General features: G+C 74.2%; 14 protein-coding genes. 6 read left to right on the forward strand and 8 right to left on the reverse strand.

The genetic code is table 11. From position 1 onward, the window contains the following. Window positions 1-80 precede the first annotated feature (80 nt). Entirely contained in the window at window positions 81-3,368 is a 3,288-nt protein-coding gene (lysX, locus tag J4709_RS03600; RefSeq protein WP_208236809.1) for a bifunctional lysylphosphatidylglycerol synthetase/lysine--tRNA ligase LysX, read from the forward strand. A 4-nt stretch (window positions 3,369-3,372) separates the two neighbouring features. Here lysX and J4709_RS03605 read toward each other — a convergent pair whose 3' ends face one another. Next, entirely contained in the window at window positions 3,373-3,894 is a 522-nt protein-coding gene (locus J4709_RS03605; protein WP_208236811.1) for a hypothetical protein, read from the reverse strand. Window positions 3,895-3,952: 58 nt separating this feature from the next. Beyond that, the gene (locus J4709_RS03610) at window positions 3,953-4,516 is read right to left on the reverse strand and encodes a TetR/AcrR family transcriptional regulator (protein ID WP_232382895.1); all 564 of its coding nucleotides are present in this window, start codon (window positions 4,514-4,516) and stop codon (window positions 3,953-3,955) included. An 87-nt stretch (window positions 4,517-4,603) separates the two neighbouring features. On the opposite strand from J4709_RS03610, the gene J4709_RS03615 reads away from it, so the two are divergent. Both J4709_RS03615 and J4709_RS03620 read left to right on the forward strand, forming a co-directional pair. Continuing rightward, window positions 4,604-5,575 (forward strand): NADP-dependent oxidoreductase, encoded by a 972-nt coding sequence (locus tag J4709_RS03615; RefSeq protein WP_208236815.1) that lies wholly within the window; start codon window positions 4,604-4,606, stop codon window positions 5,573-5,575. A 9-nt stretch (window positions 5,576-5,584) separates the two neighbouring features. Beyond that, window positions 5,585-5,908, forward strand: coding sequence for a cupin domain-containing protein (locus J4709_RS03620; RefSeq protein ID WP_208236817.1), 324 nt, complete (start codon window positions 5,585-5,587; stop codon window positions 5,906-5,908). Window positions 5,909-5,913: 5 nt separating this feature from the next. Here J4709_RS03620 and J4709_RS52855 read toward each other — a convergent pair whose 3' ends face one another. The 3 genes from J4709_RS52855 to J4709_RS03635 form a co-directional block, all read right to left on the reverse strand. After that, window positions 5,914-9,555 carry a PspC domain-containing protein gene (locus J4709_RS52855; protein ID WP_232382896.1) on the reverse strand — a complete coding sequence of 1,214 codons (3,642 nt, stop codon included), beginning with the start codon at window positions 9,553-9,555 and terminating at the stop codon, window positions 5,914-5,916. A gap of 164 nt (window positions 9,556-9,719) precedes the next feature. Next, the gene (locus J4709_RS03630; protein ID WP_208236819.1) at window positions 9,720-10,571 is read right to left on the reverse strand and encodes an HAD family hydrolase; all 852 of its coding nucleotides are present in this window, start codon (window positions 10,569-10,571) and stop codon (window positions 9,720-9,722) included. Continuing rightward, window positions 10,568-11,218, reverse strand: a complete 651-nt coding sequence (locus tag J4709_RS03635) for an MBL fold metallo-hydrolase (RefSeq protein WP_208236820.1) — start codon at window positions 11,216-11,218, stop codon at window positions 10,568-10,570. Before J4709_RS03635 ends, J4709_RS03630 begins: the two co-directional genes overlap by 4 nt. Before the next feature lie 182 nt (window positions 11,219-11,400). Between J4709_RS03635 and J4709_RS03640 the strand changes: the two genes are divergently transcribed. From J4709_RS03640 to J4709_RS03650, 3 genes are read left to right on the forward strand one after another with little or no spacing between them, the layout of a single operon-like run. Next, entirely contained in the window at window positions 11,401-12,465 is a 1,065-nt protein-coding gene (locus J4709_RS03640) for a phosphotransferase family protein (RefSeq protein ID WP_208236822.1), read from the forward strand. Further along, entirely contained in the window at window positions 12,462-13,571 is a 1,110-nt protein-coding gene (locus J4709_RS03645; protein ID WP_208236824.1) for an Rv3169 family protein, read from the forward strand. The genes J4709_RS03640 and J4709_RS03645 overlap by 4 nt, the downstream gene beginning before the upstream one ends. Window positions 13,572-13,602: 31 nt before the next feature. Beyond that, a complete protein-coding gene (locus J4709_RS03650; protein WP_208236826.1) occupies window positions 13,603-13,806 on the forward strand; it encodes a hypothetical protein in 204 nt (67 codons plus the stop codon). 80 nt (window positions 13,807-13,886) lie between these two features. On the opposite strand, the gene J4709_RS03655 is transcribed toward J4709_RS03650, so the two are convergent. The 3 genes from J4709_RS03655 to J4709_RS03665 all read right to left on the reverse strand — a co-directional run bounded on the left by J4709_RS03655 (window position 13,887) and on the right by J4709_RS03665 (window position 16,058). Continuing rightward, entirely contained in the window at window positions 13,887-14,198 is a 312-nt protein-coding gene (locus J4709_RS03655) for a Fe-S cluster assembly protein HesB (RefSeq protein ID WP_232382897.1), read from the reverse strand. Between the two features lie 121 nt (window positions 14,199-14,319). Then, a complete protein-coding gene (locus J4709_RS03660) occupies window positions 14,320-15,279 on the reverse strand; it encodes an LLM class F420-dependent oxidoreductase (protein WP_208236828.1) in 960 nt (319 codons plus the stop codon). An 11-nt stretch (window positions 15,280-15,290) separates the two neighbouring features. Further along, window positions 15,291-16,058, reverse strand: a complete 768-nt coding sequence (locus J4709_RS03665) for an SDR family oxidoreductase (protein WP_208236830.1) — start codon at window positions 16,056-16,058, stop codon at window positions 15,291-15,293. Between the last annotated feature and the right edge of the window lie 5 nt (window positions 16,059-16,063).

The raw sequence follows: 16,063 nt of genomic DNA on the forward strand, positions 1-16,063 counted from the left end.
ACGGGAGCGTGGTGCGCGTGACACCCGGTATGAATAAGCCCGGAACGACCAACAGGGCCACGCACGGCGACGGGGGGACCATGGCGGAGAAGGGTCTACTGGGCGAATGGCGTCGCCTCCTGCAGGCCGCGCCGACCATCTTCTTCTGGTACACCCGCCTCTCCGGGATCCTCTCGCTCCTTGCCTGGGTCTCCTATGGTCTCATCCGCGAGATAGCCGATATCTGGCCCCTGCGGTGGATCGGCTACCTCGGCTGGTTCCCCAGCGTCCCCATCGGGTTGCTGTGGATCCTGCTGTCGATGGGCATCCGGCGGCGCAAGAAGGCCGCCTGGCGGATCCTCGTGCTGATCTTCTGCCTGCCCGCCGCGGTCGGCGTGAGCACCGTGCTGACCACCCTGTTCGACCCGTCCGAACCCACCTCCATCGGAGAGATCGTCACCGCCGGCGTGTACCTGGCGGTGCTCGGCCTGCTCGTCTCCGCCCGCGGCCAGTTCACCACGCTGCCCGACCGCGCCAACCGGCGGCTCGCCGTCACCGTCTTCACCAGCCTGCTGATCGTGACCTGCGGAATCGGCACGTTCCTGGTCACCGTCACCGACGCCAACCCCAAGGGCGGGTTCTGGACGCACCCGTTCTACGCGGTCCTGCAGACCGTCCTCGGGCCGCGCGTCACCGGCAAGCCGATCGACGTGTCCGTCCCGTTCTGGGTCGACGCGATCCTGTGGGTGCTCGGCACCGGGCTGATGATCGCCACGTTCTGGGCGCTGTTCAAGCCGGGCCGCCGCGACCCCGTCCTCAGCCCGCCCGAGGAGCTCGCCGCGCGCCGGCTGCTCGCCGAGTGCGGCGACCAGGACTCGCTCGGCTACTTCGCGCTGCGCCGCGACAAGGACGTCATGGTCGCACCGAACGGCAAGGCGGCCATCGCCTACCGGGTCGAAGGTTCTGTCTCGCTCGCCAGCGGCGACCCCCTCGGCGACCCCGAGTCGTGGGACCAGGCGATCGAGGCGTGGCTGGAGGAGTGCCGCGAGCACGCCTGGATCCCCGGCGCCGTCAGCGTCGGCGAGCGCGGCGCCCACGTCTACCGGCGGCACGGGTTCGACGCCCTGGAGCTCGGCGACGAGGCGATCATCGACCTCACCGACTTCAACCTGGACGGCCGCGAGATGCGGCAGGTCCGGCAGGCCGTCCGGCGGGTCGAGCGGGCCGGGTACACGATCCGGATCCGCCGCCACTCGCAGATCCCCGCCTGGGAGATGGCCAAGCTCATCCGCAACGCCGACGCCTGGCGCGGCGAGGAGACCGAGCGCGGCTTCTCGATGGCCCTCGGCCGGCTCGGCGACCCGACGGACGGGCGCTGCGTGATGGTCGAGGCGTTCGACGCAGGCGGGGAGCTGCGCGGCCTGCTGAGCTTCGTCCCGTGGGGCCGCAGCGGCCTGTCCCTGGACCTGATGCGCCGCGACCGGGCCGCCGAGAACGGCCTGAACGAGTACATGGTCGCCAAGCTCGCCGAGAAGGCCGCCGCGGTCGGCGCGCAGCAGCTGTCGCTGAACTTCGCGATGCTGCGCTCGGCGTTCGAGCGCGGCTCCCAGATCGGCGCCGGGCCCGTCTCCCGGCTCTACTACCGGTTCCTGTCGTTCGCGTCGAAGTTCTGGCAGCTGGAGTCGCTGTACCTGTCCAACGCCAAGTACCTGCCGCACTGGCGGCCCCGCTTCATCTGCTACCGGCAGGGCCGCGACATCATCCGGCTCGGGCTCGCCTACGCCCGCGCCGAAGGCTTCCTGCCGAACCTGAACCGCCCCAAACTGGACCGTGCCGCGGCGATCGTCCCGTCCCCCGACCTGGTCGAGGAGATCAAGCGGATCGAGGAGGCCGCCGACGCGGCCCGCGCCCCGCACCGCCGGCTGTCGGAGCAGGAGCGGGTCCGGCACGCCAAGCTCGACCAGATCCGCGCCGCCGGGATGGAGCCCTACCCGCTCGGGTTCGACCGCGGCGACTTCGCCGCCGGGATCCGCGAGCGGTTCGCCGGCCTGGAGCCCGACACCGGCACCGGCGAGCGGGTCGCGATCGCCGGGCGCGTCGTGCTGGCCCGCGAGCACGGCCGGCTGATCTTCGTGACGGTCCGGGACGAGACCGCCGACCTGCAGGTCATGCTGACCGCCGACGCGCTCGGCGAGGAGTCGCTCGGGCAGTGGAAGTCGATGGTCGACCTCGGCGACCAGGTCGGCGTGCGCGGCGAGGTCGTCACGTCCCGGCGCGGCGAGCTGTCGGTCCTCGCGTCCTGCTGGCAGCTGACCGCCAAGTGCCTGCGGCCGCTGCCGAACAAGCGCACCGGCCTGTCCGACCCCGAGGCCCGCGTCCGGCAGCGCTATGTGGACTTCATCGTCAACGACGAGGCCCGCAAGATGCTGCGGATGCGCGGCGACGCGATCGCCGCCGTCCGCGACCGGCTGCGCGCCGGCGGCTTCCTCGAGGTCGAGACGCCGATGCTGCAGCCGATCCACGGCGGCGCCACCGCCCGGCCGTTCACCACCCGCATCAACGCCTACAACATGCAGCTCTACCTGCGAATCGCCCCCGAGCTGTACCTCAAGCGGCTGCTGGTCGGCGGCGTCGGCCGGGTCTTCGAACTGAACCGCAACTTCCGCAACGAGGGCGTGTCGCAGAAGCACAACCCCGAGTTCACGATGCTGGAGGCGTACGAGCCGTACGGCGACTACGACACGATGGCGAAGCTCACCCGCTCCCTCGTCGTGGACGCGGCGAACGCGGCGCTCGGCACCACCGTCGTCGTCCGCGACGGCGTCGAGTACGACCTCGCCGAGCCGTGGCACGAGATCACCGTGTACGAGTCGGTGTCCAAGGCGCTCGGCGAGGAGGTCACCCCGGACACGCCGGTCGCCGCCGTGCGGGCGCACGCCGAGCGGGTCGGGCTGAACTTCGACCCGGCCTGGGGGCAGGGCAAGGTCGTCCAGGAGCTGTTCGAGGAGCTGGTCGAGGAGCAGCTGACCGCGCCGACGTTCGTCCGCGACTACCCGGCGGAGACCTCGCCGCTGACCCGCCCGCACCGCGACGACCCGCGGCTCGCCGAGAAGTGGGACCTGATCGTCTTCGGCCTGGAGCTCGGCACCGCCTACTCCGAGCTGATCGACCCGATCCTGCAGCGGCAGCGGCTCACCGAGCAGTCGCTGCAGGCCGCGGGCGGCGACCCCGAGGCGATGGAGCTGGACGAGGACTTCCTGCGCGCCCTGGAGTACGCGATGCCCCCGGCGGGCGGCATGGGCATGGGCATCGACCGGCTGCTGATCACCCTCACGGGCCGCAGCATCCGCGAGACGATCCCGTTCCCGCTGGTCCGCCCCGGCTACTGAGCTTCTAAAGGACGCGGGGCCCGGGCCGGAGCCCCTGGCCGGCGAGCCAGCGCCGCGCCCGCCCCCGGCGCTCCTCCTCCGGGGATCCCGCCGGCGCGCCGGGCGGGATCGGGACGTGGCGGCCGCCTTCACCGGACGGCTCGTCCGGCGCGAGGACGTCGCCGCGGTCCAGGTCGAGCAGCCAGAGCCCGTCCGCCGGGCCGGCCTCCAGCGCCTCCGCGACCGCGCCCAGGTCGGCGGGCAGCACCTCCAGGCCGGACGGCCTGCCGTCGAGAGCGGCGGCGAGTTCGGCCGCCAGCTCGGCGTCACCGGGCAGGCCGCGGGCGTCCAGCCGCTCCAGGCACTCGCGGGCCGCCGCCTCCGCACCGTCGAGGGTCCCGGCGACCGCCGCGGCCAGCACGTCCCCCGCGTACTGCAGCACCGGGCCGAGCGGGCGCCCGGCGAGCGCCGCCAGCCCGGCGCGGGCGTCGCCGCGCGCCACGGCCGCCCGGAGCTCCGCCAGCGCGTCCTCGTCCCACCCCGTCACGGGCACCTTTGTACCGACAACCCCTGACCGAATATGGCGAGTGGCGGAAAATCCCACTTCAGCGCCGTGCGGCGAGCCCGTCCATCACGAGCCGCAGCAGGTGGTCGCGGCGCGGGGCGAGGGACGGCGCCGTGTCGGCGATCGACCCGACGGCGCCGAGCAGCGCGAACACGTCGGTCTCGTCCACGTCCGGGCGGACGTCGCCGGATTCCTGCGCGCGCTGGAGGAGGTCCGCGCCCGCCGCCCGCATGCGGCCGCAGGACGCGTGCAGCGCCGTCGTGTCGTCCTCGATCGTGGCGACCAGGGACGCGGCGAGCCCGCGGTAGACGCCGAGCCCGCTCGCGAACTCCCCCAGCCACGCGGCCAGCGCCTCCCCGGGCGGGTGCGCGTCGCGCAGCGCCGCGGCGCGCTCCGCCAGCCGGTCGAACCGCCCGCCGAGCAGCGCTTCGAGGAGTTCCCCGCGGGTCGCGAAGTGCCGGTAGAGCGTGCCCATCCCGACCCCGGCGCGGCGCGCGATGTCGCGCAGCGACGCCTGGGTGCCCTGCTCGGCCACGACCTCGGCGGCCACGTCCAGGATGCGCTCCCGGTTCCGCCGGGCGTCGGCCCGCAGCGCACGCGTCATGCCCCGCATCCTAGGGCGTTGACAATCGGAGCACTGCTCCGGTTACTATTCCGGAGCACTGCTCCATTTTCTCCTTGGAGGCCCTCCGTGAAAGCGATCCGCGCGCACGGCCCCGGCGACCCCGGCGTCCTCGTCCTCGACGACGTCCCCGTCCCCGAGCCCGGCCCCGGCGACGTCCTCGTCCGCGTCCACGCCGCCTGCCTCAACCCGCCCGACTGGTACGCCCGCCGCGACTACGCGATGTTCCCCGACCACCTCTTCCCGGCCGGGGGCCGCCCGCACGTCCGGTTCCCCTGGACGCCCGGCTCCGACGCGTCCGGCGTCGTCGCCGCCCTCGGCCCCGGCGTCACCGGGTTCGCCGTCGGCGACGCCGTCTTCGGCATGATCCGATTCCCCAGCGTGGACGACGGCGGACGCGCCTACGCCGAGTACACGACCGCGCCCGCCGCGCACCTCGCCCGCAAACCCGACTCCGTCGACCACGTCCAGGCCGCCGCCGTCCCCATGGCCGGGCTGACCGCCTACCAGTTCCTCTTCGACCACGTCCGGCTGCCCGAGGGGCAGAAGGTCCTCGTCAACGGCGCCGCCGGCGGCGTCGGGCACTTCGCCGTCCAGCTCGCCAAGACCCGCGGCGCGCACGTCATCGCGGTCGCCTCGTCCCGCCACGAGGACTTCCTCCGCGACCTCGGCGCCGACGAGTACATCGACTACACCGCGACCGCGGCCGAGGACGCCGTCCGCGACGCAGACCTCGTCATCGACACCGTCGGCGGCCCCGACGCCCACCGCTTCCTCAAGACCGTCAGGGACGGCGGGACGATCAGCCCCGTGTTCCACGGCGACTACCACCGCGAGGAGGCCGCCCGCCGCGGCATCGAGTTCCGCGGCGGCCAGGTCCACTCCGACGGCGCGCAGATGGCCGAGCTCGCCGCCCTCCTCGCCGACGGCTCGCTGCGCGCCGGCATCGACTCCGTCCACGACCTCGCCGACGCCGCCGCGGCCCACGAGCGCGCGGAGCGCGGCCACATCCAGGGCAAGATCGTGCTGAGCGGCGGCTAGGCTCGGCCGATGGAGATCATCAAGGGCGCGGGCGCGTGGGCGCCGCCGCAGGCCGGGGACTGGACCGAGCACCTGCGCACGCCCGACCTGTCCGTCGGGACGTACTGCATCCCGGCCGGCGGCGCCGACGGCCAGAGCCCGCACACCGAGGACGAGATCTACGTGGTCACCGCGGGCCGCGCCAGGATCGTCACGCCCGGCGCCGCCGCGGAGGTCGGCCCCGGTGCGGTGATCTTCGTTCCGGCGGGCGAGGAGCACCGCTTCACCGACGTCACCGAGGACCTGGCGCTCCTGGTGGTGTTCGGCCCGGCCTACGGCTCGCGCGGCGCCTGACTGCGCTAGCCGGCCGACTGCTCGCGGTAGACCTCCACCGCGTAGCGCAGCCGCGCGCCGACGAGCAGCGCCTCGTCCTCCGGGCACGCCAGCAGCCGGCTCACCAGGTCGACGAGCTGGTCGTCGTCCAGGTCGGGCTCGTGCTCGGCGACGCGCGCGACGATCTCGATCAGCTCGGGCCGCCGGTACGTCGCGATGGACCGGCCGCGCCGCACCCGCGGCGACTCCCCTCGCGGCGGCGGCACGGGCGGCGCCTCCCGGACACCGCGCCATTCGTCCTCCGCCTGCCCCTGCCCGCGCCGCGGCTCGGGGGGCGCGTTCGGGCCCTGCGCGGGCGGGCCGGCCTGTTCGGGGGGCCTCGGGGCCGAGCGCTCCGGCGCCTCGCCGGGGCGCTGCCCGGGGACGCTCGGGCGGGCGTGACGGCCTGCGGACGGCGGGTCCGGGCGCGGGCCGGTGCGCTGTTCGGGAACCTGCGGGACGTGCCGTTCGGGGGTGCGCGGTTCCTCGGACGGGCGCGCGTGGCGGGCGGCGGGTCGGTCCGGCTCTTGCCGGGCCGCGGGGCGTTCCGGCTCCTGGCGCGCGGCCGGGCGTTCCGGCTCCTGGCGGTCGGCCGGGCGTTCCGGTTCGGGTGCCAGGAGGCCGTAGAGGGTCGCGGTCGGGGTGATGGCGTCGCGGAGGGACGCGGGCAGCGGGGTCGCGGGCGGCGGCCCCTCGGGCTCGGGGAGGTCCGGGCCGGCGGGGCCGACGAGGATGGTGCGGGGCGCGAACCAGAGCAGGAAGAGCGCCTCGGCGCCCGCGTCCTGCCCGCCGTCCACGATGACGGCGTCGAAGGCGTCCGACCGCGGCGGGAGGACGTCGGGGACGCGCCAGAGCGGGACGATCCACGCCGGCACGGTGTCGAGGGGCGGGGCGGGCGCCGGCGGCAGGGACGCGCGGACGGCCGTCCAGGCGCGCGCGGAGGCGAGGGCGGCGCCGGTGCTGCGGAGGCGTTCCTCGGCGGCGCCCAGGGACGCGCGGAGCCGCTGCTCGGTCGGCGACAGGGCGGTCTCGGCGAGGCGGCCGGAGGCGCGCGCCCACGCCCAGGCGTCGTCCCAGCGGCGGGTGCGGTCGTGCCAGGACTCGTCGCCGTCGGTGGCGAGGAGGAGGTTGGCGAGGTCGGGGTGGACGGCGCGGACGCGGTCGAGGAGCTCCTCGCAGCGCAGCTGGAGGGCGCGCTCGTGCCGGGCCTCGGCGAGGGCGCCGAGGCAGCGGCCGTAGGCGGCCGCGTCGCGGGCGTCGATGGCGGCGCGGGCGGCGGTGAGCTCGGGGGGCGCGCCGGGCCCGGCGGGACCGATCGAGTCGCGGAGCGCGTCGAGGTCGGCGGCGGCGCGGTTGACGCCGAGGCCCTCCAGGGCGCTGTCCAGCGCGGCGGCGTAGCCGTGCCACTGCAGCGGATGGGCGAGCGGGACGGCGAGCCCGGCGCGGTCGAGGAGGTCCTTGGTCTCCTCGACGTACGGGACGGCCTGGTGGACGCGTTCGAGCCGGGCGTGCGCGCGGACGAACCGGGCGACGCGCTCGGCGGGCGGGAGGTCGGCGGGGAAGGAGATGCCGGCGGCCTCCCACACGTACTGGAGCTCCTGGCAGGTCATCCGGATCATGACGTCGGTGAAGACCAGTTCCAGGGCCTCGGCGGTGGCGGGCGGCTCGCCGTCGACGGTGACGCCGGCGAGGAGCGCGTCGGCCTGCTTCTGCGCCGCGGACCGCAGCGGCCCGCGCTTGAGGGTGCCGCCTTCGGCGAGGTGGTTGCGCAGGTCCTGGGCGGCGCTCGCGACGCGGCGCAGGTGCACTTCGCCGGGCGGGAGCCGGACGCGGTGGCCGCCCATGCCGTCGAGGGCGCGCTCGGCCCAGCCGGCGCGGGCGGCCGTCTCGACGACCCGCGTCCACACGAGCGGGCGGCGGCGGGCGAGCGCGTCGGCGAACGCGCGGACGGCGAGGTCGGCGGGGTTCCAGCCGCCGGGGTGGCCGTCGAGGCCGAGGTCGCGCAGGGCGGCGCCGACGTTGGACGCGGCGCCGTCGAGCCGGGCGAGCAGGGTGACGTCGTGGGCGCGCAGGCGGCGTGACAGGTCGGTCTCGGAGCGCTGGACGCGGTCGGCGGCGGCGGCCTCCGCCTCGATGAGGGTGCGGACGTAGGGGGCGCTCGGCAGGGCGCCGGGGTCGACGTCGCGCTGGGCGGTGCGGGCCTTGCGCTCGGGGGTCTCGGAGGCGAGCAGGGCGGTGAGCTCGGCGGCCTCGACGGCGGAGATCGGCGGCGTCGGCGGCAGGTCGGGCGCGACGGGCATCCAGGACAGTCCGGGCGCTTCGGCGCGGAGCCGCTCGGCGAGTTCGCCGCGCGCGCCCCGGTAGCCGGATCCGAGGTCGGCGACGGATCCGCTGCGCAGGTGCTCGGTCAGTTCGGCGACGTCCTGCTCGGCCTGCGCCTGCTTCTCGGCGAGGTCGGTGGTCTCAGGGACGGGCGCGGCGGCGCGCGCGCGGACGGCGTCGGCGGCCTGCTCGGCGGTGGCGGGGTCGGCGACGGTGAGCGCGGCGAGGTCGGCGGGCAGGGCGGCGCGCAGCGCGGCGGACGCGGACGCGCCGGACGTGGCGACGAGCACCCGGTGGCCGCGCACCAGCAGCCCGGTGAGCAGGTCCGGGACCGTCTGCGGGGTGCGTTCGGGCACGTGCATGACCTGCGGGCGGCGGGCCGGGTCGACGAACCGGGCGAGGCCCTCGGGGACGCCGCCGGACAGCAGGCCGATCAGCCGGGTGCAGTAGTCGGCGGCGGCCTCGCGGCCGGGCGGCCGGACGACGAGGGCGGGCGCGAGCCGCACCCGCGGGACGGGCGTCGGGCCGCCCTCGGCGGCCCAGTCCTCGCGGTAGTCGACGGTGCCGGTGATCGCGGCCGCGCACCATTTGCGCAGCACATCGCCGACGGAGGCGGTGAGCCCGAAGCCCTGACCGGCCTGGACGGCGTCGGACACCCGGTCGGCGGGCCGGAACCCCGGCGTGTCCGCGAGGAGTTCGCGGTCGCGCAGCGCGGTGCGTCCGGCGAGGACGACGTCGATGCGCTCGGTGCGCTCGTCGAGCGCGATGCGGACGGGGGTGCCGAGCAGGTGGTCGTGGACGGGCGGGGCGTCCGGCGGGCGCCAGGCGAGCAGGCCGGCGGCGAGCACGACGTCGTGGCCGGCGAGGTCGCGCAGGATCCGGTACCAGTGCCGCAGGCCGAGCCAGCCGTCGAACTCCTCCAGCACCGCGGGCGGGGACAGCGGGATGACGGGGACGCTGAACAGCACGTCGCCGGGACCGGCGTCGGTCTCGACGTAGACGTCGCCGGGCAGGTCGGCGAGCCAGTGGACCTGCTCGTGCGCGGTGAGGTCGCGGGAGGGCCGGCGCCGGGACCGCGCGAGGTCGCGCAGGTGGCCGAGCAGCCGCGCGGCGCCCTCCGCCGCACCCGCCTCGGGCGGCGCCTCCGGCGCGGTGCCGGGCACGGCGCCGGGCACGGCGCCGGGCAGCAGGCAGGACAGCAGGGCGAGCAGCCGGACGGTCCACGGCGCCATGCCGAACCGCTGCGCGAGACCCGCGCAGACGCCGCCGATGATCCGGCCGTGACGCGGACGATAGAGGCCGTTCATGGTTTCTTGTCTCCCCGATCCGTCGAGCTGTGAACGCCGGGCCTCGCGGCCCGGGGGCCGCGCTCCTCGCGGCCAACACCATTCACGCTACGAACCGGACACCCGGCCTCACATCCCCCTTCCGAACCCTTCGGACGTCCCCCTCGCGAGCTACGGGATGTTCCCTAGGGGGCGTTGTAGCGGGCGACGAGCGCGGGAAGACTTTCCAGATCGTCGAGGACGAACAGGCACTCGGCGAGCGTCTCGTCGTCCTCCTGGATGTGGCCCCACGGGCCGCGCCGCAGGAACGCCGCCCGCATCCCGAACGCGATCGCGGGACGCGCGTCGTTGTCGATGCGGTCCCCCACGTACAGGACGCGGTCGGGCAGGACGTCGGCGATCTGCGCGCAGCGCTCGAAGAACTCCGTCGCCGGCTTCTGCACGCCCCACACGTCGGAGATGCCGATGACGTCGGCGTCCAGGCCGAGCGCCTCCATCTGCTCGGCCGCCTGCACCGGCTGGTTCCCGGCGATGCCGACGTAGAGGCCCTGGCCGTGCAGCGCCGCCAGGCACTCCCGCGCGTCGGGGTACAGGTCGTCCGCGCCGAACCCGTTGGGGACGCCCGCGTCCGCGCGCCGCTTCTCCTCCGCCTCCAGGTCGAAGCCCGGCCGGAAGTACTCGAACAGGTCCTGGTGGGTGCCGCCGGTCGCGAGGATCGCGCCGAGCTTGGTGAGGAACGTGTGCCGCGGGACGCCGAGCCAGTCGGCCCAGCGGCCGTAGATCTCGCCCTCGTTGATGAGGGTCTCGCCGATGTCGAAGAAGACGGCCTGGATCGCGCGGGGGGCCGCAACGCGGACGTCCTCGCCTAGCGGCTCGGACGTCCGCGCGGAGGCGCCGCCCGCGCGCGCGGAGGCGCCGCCCGCGCGCGCGGAGGCGCCGCCCGCGCGCGCGGAGGCGTCATCCGTCGAGGTCGAGGCGCCGCCCGCGCGCGTGGAGGGGCCGTCGGCCGGGGTGGGGGGCGGGGGGTGAGGGGTCATGGGCGGGCCAGGTCGACGGTGGTGCCGGGGGCCAGGCGGCGGAACTCCCGGCCGAGCTCGTCGCCGGCGCCGGTCAGAACGCGTTCCATCACCGACAGGCCGACGTCGTTGAGCAGGCCGTCGTGGATGGCGAAGGCGCGCTCCGGGCGGACGGCGCGGGCGTACTCGTACAGGTCGACGGCCCGCATCCAGGGCGCGTTGCCCGGCAGGCACAGGGTCGGGACGGGCTCGCCGGGGACGGTGAGCGCGTCGCCGGGGTGGAAGACCTCGCCGTCCACCAGGAAGCCGACGTTGGGGATCGGCGGCAGGTCCGGATGCATGATCTCGTGGTCCTCGCCGTAGACGTGGACGTCGAAGCCGGCGATGGTGAGCGCGTCCTCGTGGCCGACCTGGTGGACGCGTCCGCCGAGGTCGGCGAGGTTCTCGGCGACGACCCGGGACGTCCAGGCCTCCAGCGCGGGGTCGGCGGCCATGGCCCTGCGCAGGCCGTCCGCGTCGAAGTGGTCGAAGTGCTCGTGGGTGATCAGGACGGCCCGCGCCCCGGCGTAGGGGTCGGCGTCCCCGCTGAGCCCGCCGGGGTCGATGACGAGGGTGCGGTCGTCCTCGGTGAGCCGGACGCACGCGTGGCCGAGCTTGGTGAGACGCATTCCGCCAGTTTTCCACGCTGGTGCAATGAACGGACCGCCACCTCCCGAGGGGGGACGACCCCCCACGCCCCCCGGCCGACTTCGTCGGGTTCGTTGACCGGCCCCGTCGCCGCTGATACAACACGGTGAACGTTGCTAGAACGCGTTCTAGTTAGGCGTGCACCGGACCGAGGAGGCGGCGAATGCCCGTTCCCGACCAACGCGATCCCGAGGTCACCAGGGCCGCCCTGGCGGACTGGCTCGGCGAGCGGCTGCCCGGCGCCGCGATCCCGCATCTGGAGACGCCGCAGACCAGCGGCTTCTCCAGCGAGACGCTGATGTTCGACGCCGAGTGGACCGAGGACGGCGCGCGCAGGCGCGAGCCGTACGTGGCGCGGGTGGCGCCCGCGAACTACCAGATCTTCCCCGAGCCGCGGTTCGAGGAGCAGTACCGGCTGATGCGGATCCTGGACGAGCGCACCGGCATCCCGGTGCCGCCGATCCGCTGGTACGAGCCGTCCGACGGCGTGCTCGGGGCGCCGTTCTTCGTGATGGGCCGGATCGACGGCCAGGTCCCGACCGACATGCCGCCGTACCACATGGACGGCTGGGTGACCGAGGTCGCGCCGGACGAGCGGGCCGCGATGTGGTGGTCCACCCTGGAGATCATCGCGCGCCTGCACCGGCTGGACGTGGAGGAACTCGGCCTCGGCTTCCTCGACATGCCCGCCTGGGGCGCGCCGGGCCTGGAGCAGCGGCTCGGTTACTACGAGCACTACCTGCACTGGGCGTACAAGGGCCCGCAGGAGACGGCGCTGAAGGCCCTGGAGTGGCTGAAGGCGAACCGTCCCGAGGAGCCGGACCCGCCGGTCGCGCTGTGGGGCGACGCCCGCATCGGCAACGTGATCTTCCAGTCGGGCGTGCCCGCGGCCGTACTCGACTGGGAGACGGCCATGCTCGGCGCGCCGGAGGAGGACCTCGCCTGGTTCATGTTCCTGGACCGGCACCACTCCGAGGGCGTCGGCGCCGCGCGGCTGGAGGGCTTCCCGTCCTACGCCGACACGATCGCCCGCTACGAGGAGCTGCTCGGGCGGCCGGTGCGGAACATGCCGTACTACGAGATCCTCTCCGGCTTCAAGTTCGCGGTGATCATGGCGCGGATCGGGCAGGCGATGGTCGACTTCGGCTGGATCGACGAGGACTCCGACTTCCCCTACAACAACAACTGCACGCAGCTGCTCGCGCGCATTCTCGGAGGCGACGCGTGACCCTCTCGCCGCTCGACGACTACCCGATCCACCAGGCGCCGGAGGTGATGCGGCACGTCACGACGTCGGACCGCAACTTCTACGACCGCTACTACTTCAACGTCCACCCCTGCTCGGACGAGATGATGATGCTCATCGGCATCGGGCAGTACCCGAACCTCGGGGTGATGGACGCGTTCGCGGTGGTCCGGCGCGGCCCGCTGCACAAGGTGGTGCGGGCCTCGCGAGAGCTCGGGAACGACCGGATGGACACGACGGTCGGGCCGTTCCGCGTCGAGGTGCTCGAAGGGCTGAAGCGGCTGCGGGTCGTGCTGGACGAGACCGAGCACGGCCTCTCGTTCGACCTGACCTGGGAGGGCGCGATCCCCGCGACCCTCGAACCGCCGCACTACCTGCGCTGGCAGGAGCGCGTCGTGTTCGACTCGCGGCGCCTCGCGCAGACCGGCCGCTGGACGGGCACGATCACCGTCGAGGGCGAGACGATCGACGTCACGCCCGACCACTGGCGGGGGTCGCGGGACCGGTCCTGGGGCATCCGCCCGGTCGGCGAGCCGGAACCGCCCGGCATCCAGGTGAAGAACGCCGGGACGTTCTACTGGCTGTACGCGCCGATGCAGTTCGAGGACCACTCGATCCTCTGCATCGTCCAGGAGGACGAGAAGGGCCGCCGGATCCTGGAGGAGTCGACGCGCGTCTGGGCGGACGGCCGCGAACCCGAGTACCTGGGACGCCCCGAATACCGTCCGGAGTACGCGGAGGGGACGCGGGACGTGGTGACGGCGACGCTGCGGTTCGCGCCGCCGGGCGGCGAGCCGTTCGAGATCCGCGCGACGCCGATCCTGCCCGTCCACCTGATGGTCGGCACCGGGTACGGGCTGGAGCCGGACTGGAAGCACGGCATGTACCAGGGGCCGGACCTGAAGGTGCAGGGCGTCGCCTACGACACCCGCAAGCCGGACGACGCCGCCCGCATGTGGGGCATGGTGGACGCCGTCGGCCGCTACGAGTACCTGGACGGCGCCGCGCCCGGGGACTCCGCGACCGGCCACGGGCTGTTCGAGTACTGGGCGCTCGGCCCGCACCCGTCCTTCCCCGAGAACGGGTGAGCGCCGCATGGGTTCTGCCAGACTTGCGGGCGTGACGACGCCGCCATCGCAGGACCCGGGGGACGACGAGCGCCGGGCGCGGCGGAGGGAGCTGGACCGGCAGGTGCGCGACCGCTACGGGACCTGGCGCGACCAGCCGCGCGGGCTGGCCTGCGCGGTGATCGCCGCGTTCCTCGTGCTGACGACGGCGGCGTTCGTGTTCGCGGTCGTCGCCGTGGTGATGGCCGTCCGTTGACAGGACGAAACCGGGGTGCCGATCGCGTGGATCGGCACCCCGGCCCTCGTCTCGGGCCCGCCCGGGGGCGGGCGGTCACCTCACATCGCGGTTCCCTCGGCGATGGTGAAGGCCACGTCGCCCTGCGGGTCGACCTGGGCGTCGAGGGTCTTGTCGTCCAGCATCTGGGCGACGGTGGGCTCCAGGTAGACCTTCGCGCCCTCCTCCTCGACGACCTGGTCGCCGGCCTCGGGGGCGGGAGCCACCGAGAGGCGCAGCGCGTCCGAGCCGTCGAGCCCGGACTCGATGCGGATGCCGGTCTCGGGCGGAAGCTCAGGGCTGGCGGTCACGGTATTGATGACCTGGACGGCACCGCTGGTCAGCGTGAGCACGATCAGCTCCTCACGTCTCATGTCGTTCGTTTCGGATCGGGATCTGCCCCACCCTCCCCGCTGCGCGGCCCGGTAAACCATCGCGGCGGGCGAACTTCCGGATGCGAAGAGCGACGAGTCCCTGCGAATCCCCTCGAAACGATCAGCCGGCGTTGGGGGCGAGGGCCCGCACCGCCTCCGCCGGGGACAGCCCGCCGCCCGGCACGATCGCCAGGACGGGGGTCGTGAGCCCGTTGTCGACGTACTCGCGGATCCGCGCCCGGCACGCCTCCGGCGACCCGTGCACGATCAGGTCGTCGACGACCTCGTCCGGGATGACCTCCAGGGCCTTCTTGCGGTCCCCGGCGGCCCACGCCTCGTTCATCGGGCGCAGCGCGTCGCCGCGGCCGAGCCACTCGTGGAACTTCTGGTAGACGGGCACGTTCATGTAGGCGGCGATCATCCAGCGGCCGATGCCGCGGGCCTCCTCGGCGTTGTCGGTCGGGCAGACGAACAGCCGCGCGACCAGCTCGGGGTCGTCGCCCAGCTCGCCGCGGACCGTCCGGACGTCCTTGGGCGCGAGCCAGTTGGTGATCGCGCCGTCGGCCTCCCGGGCGGCGAGCCGGAGCATGCCGGGGCGCAGCGCGGCCAGCACGATCGGCGGCGGCGTCGCGGGCGCGTTCTCCAGCTTGAAGCCCTTGACCGAGAAGGTCTCGTACTCCTCCTTGACCTTCTCACCGGCGAGCGCCTTGCGCAGGAAGCGCAGGGTGTCGCGGGTGCGCTTGTACGGCTCGGTGAACGGGATGCCGTTCCAGCGCTCGACGATCGTGTCGGACGAGGTGCCGAGGCCGAGCACGAACCGGCCGGGGGCGAGGTCGGCGAGGGTCGCGGCGTGCGAGGCCAGCAGGGCGGGCCCGCGGGTGTAGACCGGCACGATCGCGGGGCCGAGGCGCAGCGCCGGGTCCCACTGGGACGCCAGGGCGAGCGGCGTGAAGGCGTCGGTGCCGTTGGTCTCGGCGGACCAGGCGTCGGTGTAGCCGAGCTCGGACAGGCCCGCGACGATCTCGCGGTGCTCGGCGAGCGGCACGCCGGTCAGCGGAATGGTCAGTCCCCAGCGAGACATGTGCGCCCTCCTCAGGCGATCGATGGGCGGACGGTGGAGCCGCCGTCGACGACGAGGGTCTGCCCGGTCATCCAGGACGAGGCGTCGCCGGCGAGGAACACCGCGGCGTTGGCGATGTCCTCGGGCTCGCCGATGCGGCCGAGCGGCATGTGCTTGCCGATCTGCTCCTCGTTGTTCTCCCACAGGGCGCGCGCGAGGTGGGTCTTGACCAGGCCGGGCGCGATGCAGTTCACGCGGACCCTGGGTGCGAGCTCGATGGCGAACTGCCGGCTGAGGTGGATCACCGCGGCCTTGGTGGCGTTGTAGTAGCCGATGCCGTGCTCGGTGACCATGCCGCCGACCGAGGCGATGTTGATGATCGCGCCGCCGCGCTCCTGGAGGGAGGCGCGCCACGCCAGCTGCGTCCACTGGACGATCGCGAACTGGTTGATCTCGACGGTCTTGGCGGCGGCGGCGGGCTCGATGTCGGCCATCGGGCCGTAGTAGGGGTTGGTTCCGGCGTTGTTGACCAGGACGTCGACGCCGCCGAACTCGGCGACGGCCGCGTCCACGCACGCGGCGGCCTCGTCGGCGTGGCCGACGTGCGCCGCCTTCGGCAGCACCCCGACGCCGGGGCTGGCCGCGCGGATCTCCTCGGCGACCGCGTCCAGCGACTCCTGCTTGCGGGAGGAGATGACGACGTTGGCGCCCTCGGCGGCGAGGGCGACCGCGATGGCCTTCCCGATGCCCCGGGACGCCCCGGTGATCAGGGCCGTCTTCCCCTGAAGTCCAGTCCGCATCCGCA

This window comes from Actinomadura violacea, assembly GCF_017573465.1.
In the GTDB taxonomy this organism is placed as follows: Bacteria; Actinomycetota; Actinomycetes; order Streptosporangiales; family Streptosporangiaceae; genus Spirillospora; species Spirillospora violacea.

Excerpts from the sequence above, each read along its gene's own strand:
- lysX (WP_208236809.1), top strand. The coding sequence starts at position 81 with ATGGCGGAGAAGGGTCTACTGGGCGAATGGCGTCGCCTCCTGCAGGCC.
- J4709_RS03610 (WP_232382895.1), bottom strand. The coding sequence starts at position 4,516 with ATGACGCGTGCGCTGCGGGCCGACGCCCGGCGGAACCGGGAGCGCATC.
- J4709_RS03620 (WP_208236817.1), top strand. The coding sequence starts at position 5,585 with ATGGAGATCATCAAGGGCGCGGGCGCGTGGGCGCCGCCGCAGGCCGGG.
- J4709_RS52855 (WP_232382896.1), bottom strand. The coding sequence starts at position 9,555 with ATGAACGGCCTCTATCGTCCGCGTCACGGCCGGATCATCGGCGGCGTC.
- J4709_RS03630 (WP_208236819.1), bottom strand. The coding sequence starts at position 10,571 with ATGACCCCTCACCCCCCGCCCCCCACCCCGGCCGACGGCCCCTCCACG.
- J4709_RS03635 (WP_208236820.1), bottom strand. The coding sequence starts at position 11,218 with ATGCGTCTCACCAAGCTCGGCCACGCGTGCGTCCGGCTCACCGAGGAC.
- J4709_RS03640 (WP_208236822.1), top strand. The coding sequence starts at position 11,401 with ATGCCCGTTCCCGACCAACGCGATCCCGAGGTCACCAGGGCCGCCCTG.
- J4709_RS03655 (WP_232382897.1), bottom strand. The coding sequence starts at position 14,198 with ATGAGACGTGAGGAGCTGATCGTGCTCACGCTGACCAGCGGTGCCGTC.
- J4709_RS03660 (WP_208236828.1), bottom strand. The coding sequence starts at position 15,279 with ATGTCTCGCTGGGGACTGACCATTCCGCTGACCGGCGTGCCGCTCGCC.
- J4709_RS03665 (WP_208236830.1), bottom strand. The coding sequence starts at position 16,058 with ATGCGGACTGGACTTCAGGGGAAGACGGCCCTGATCACCGGGGCGTCC.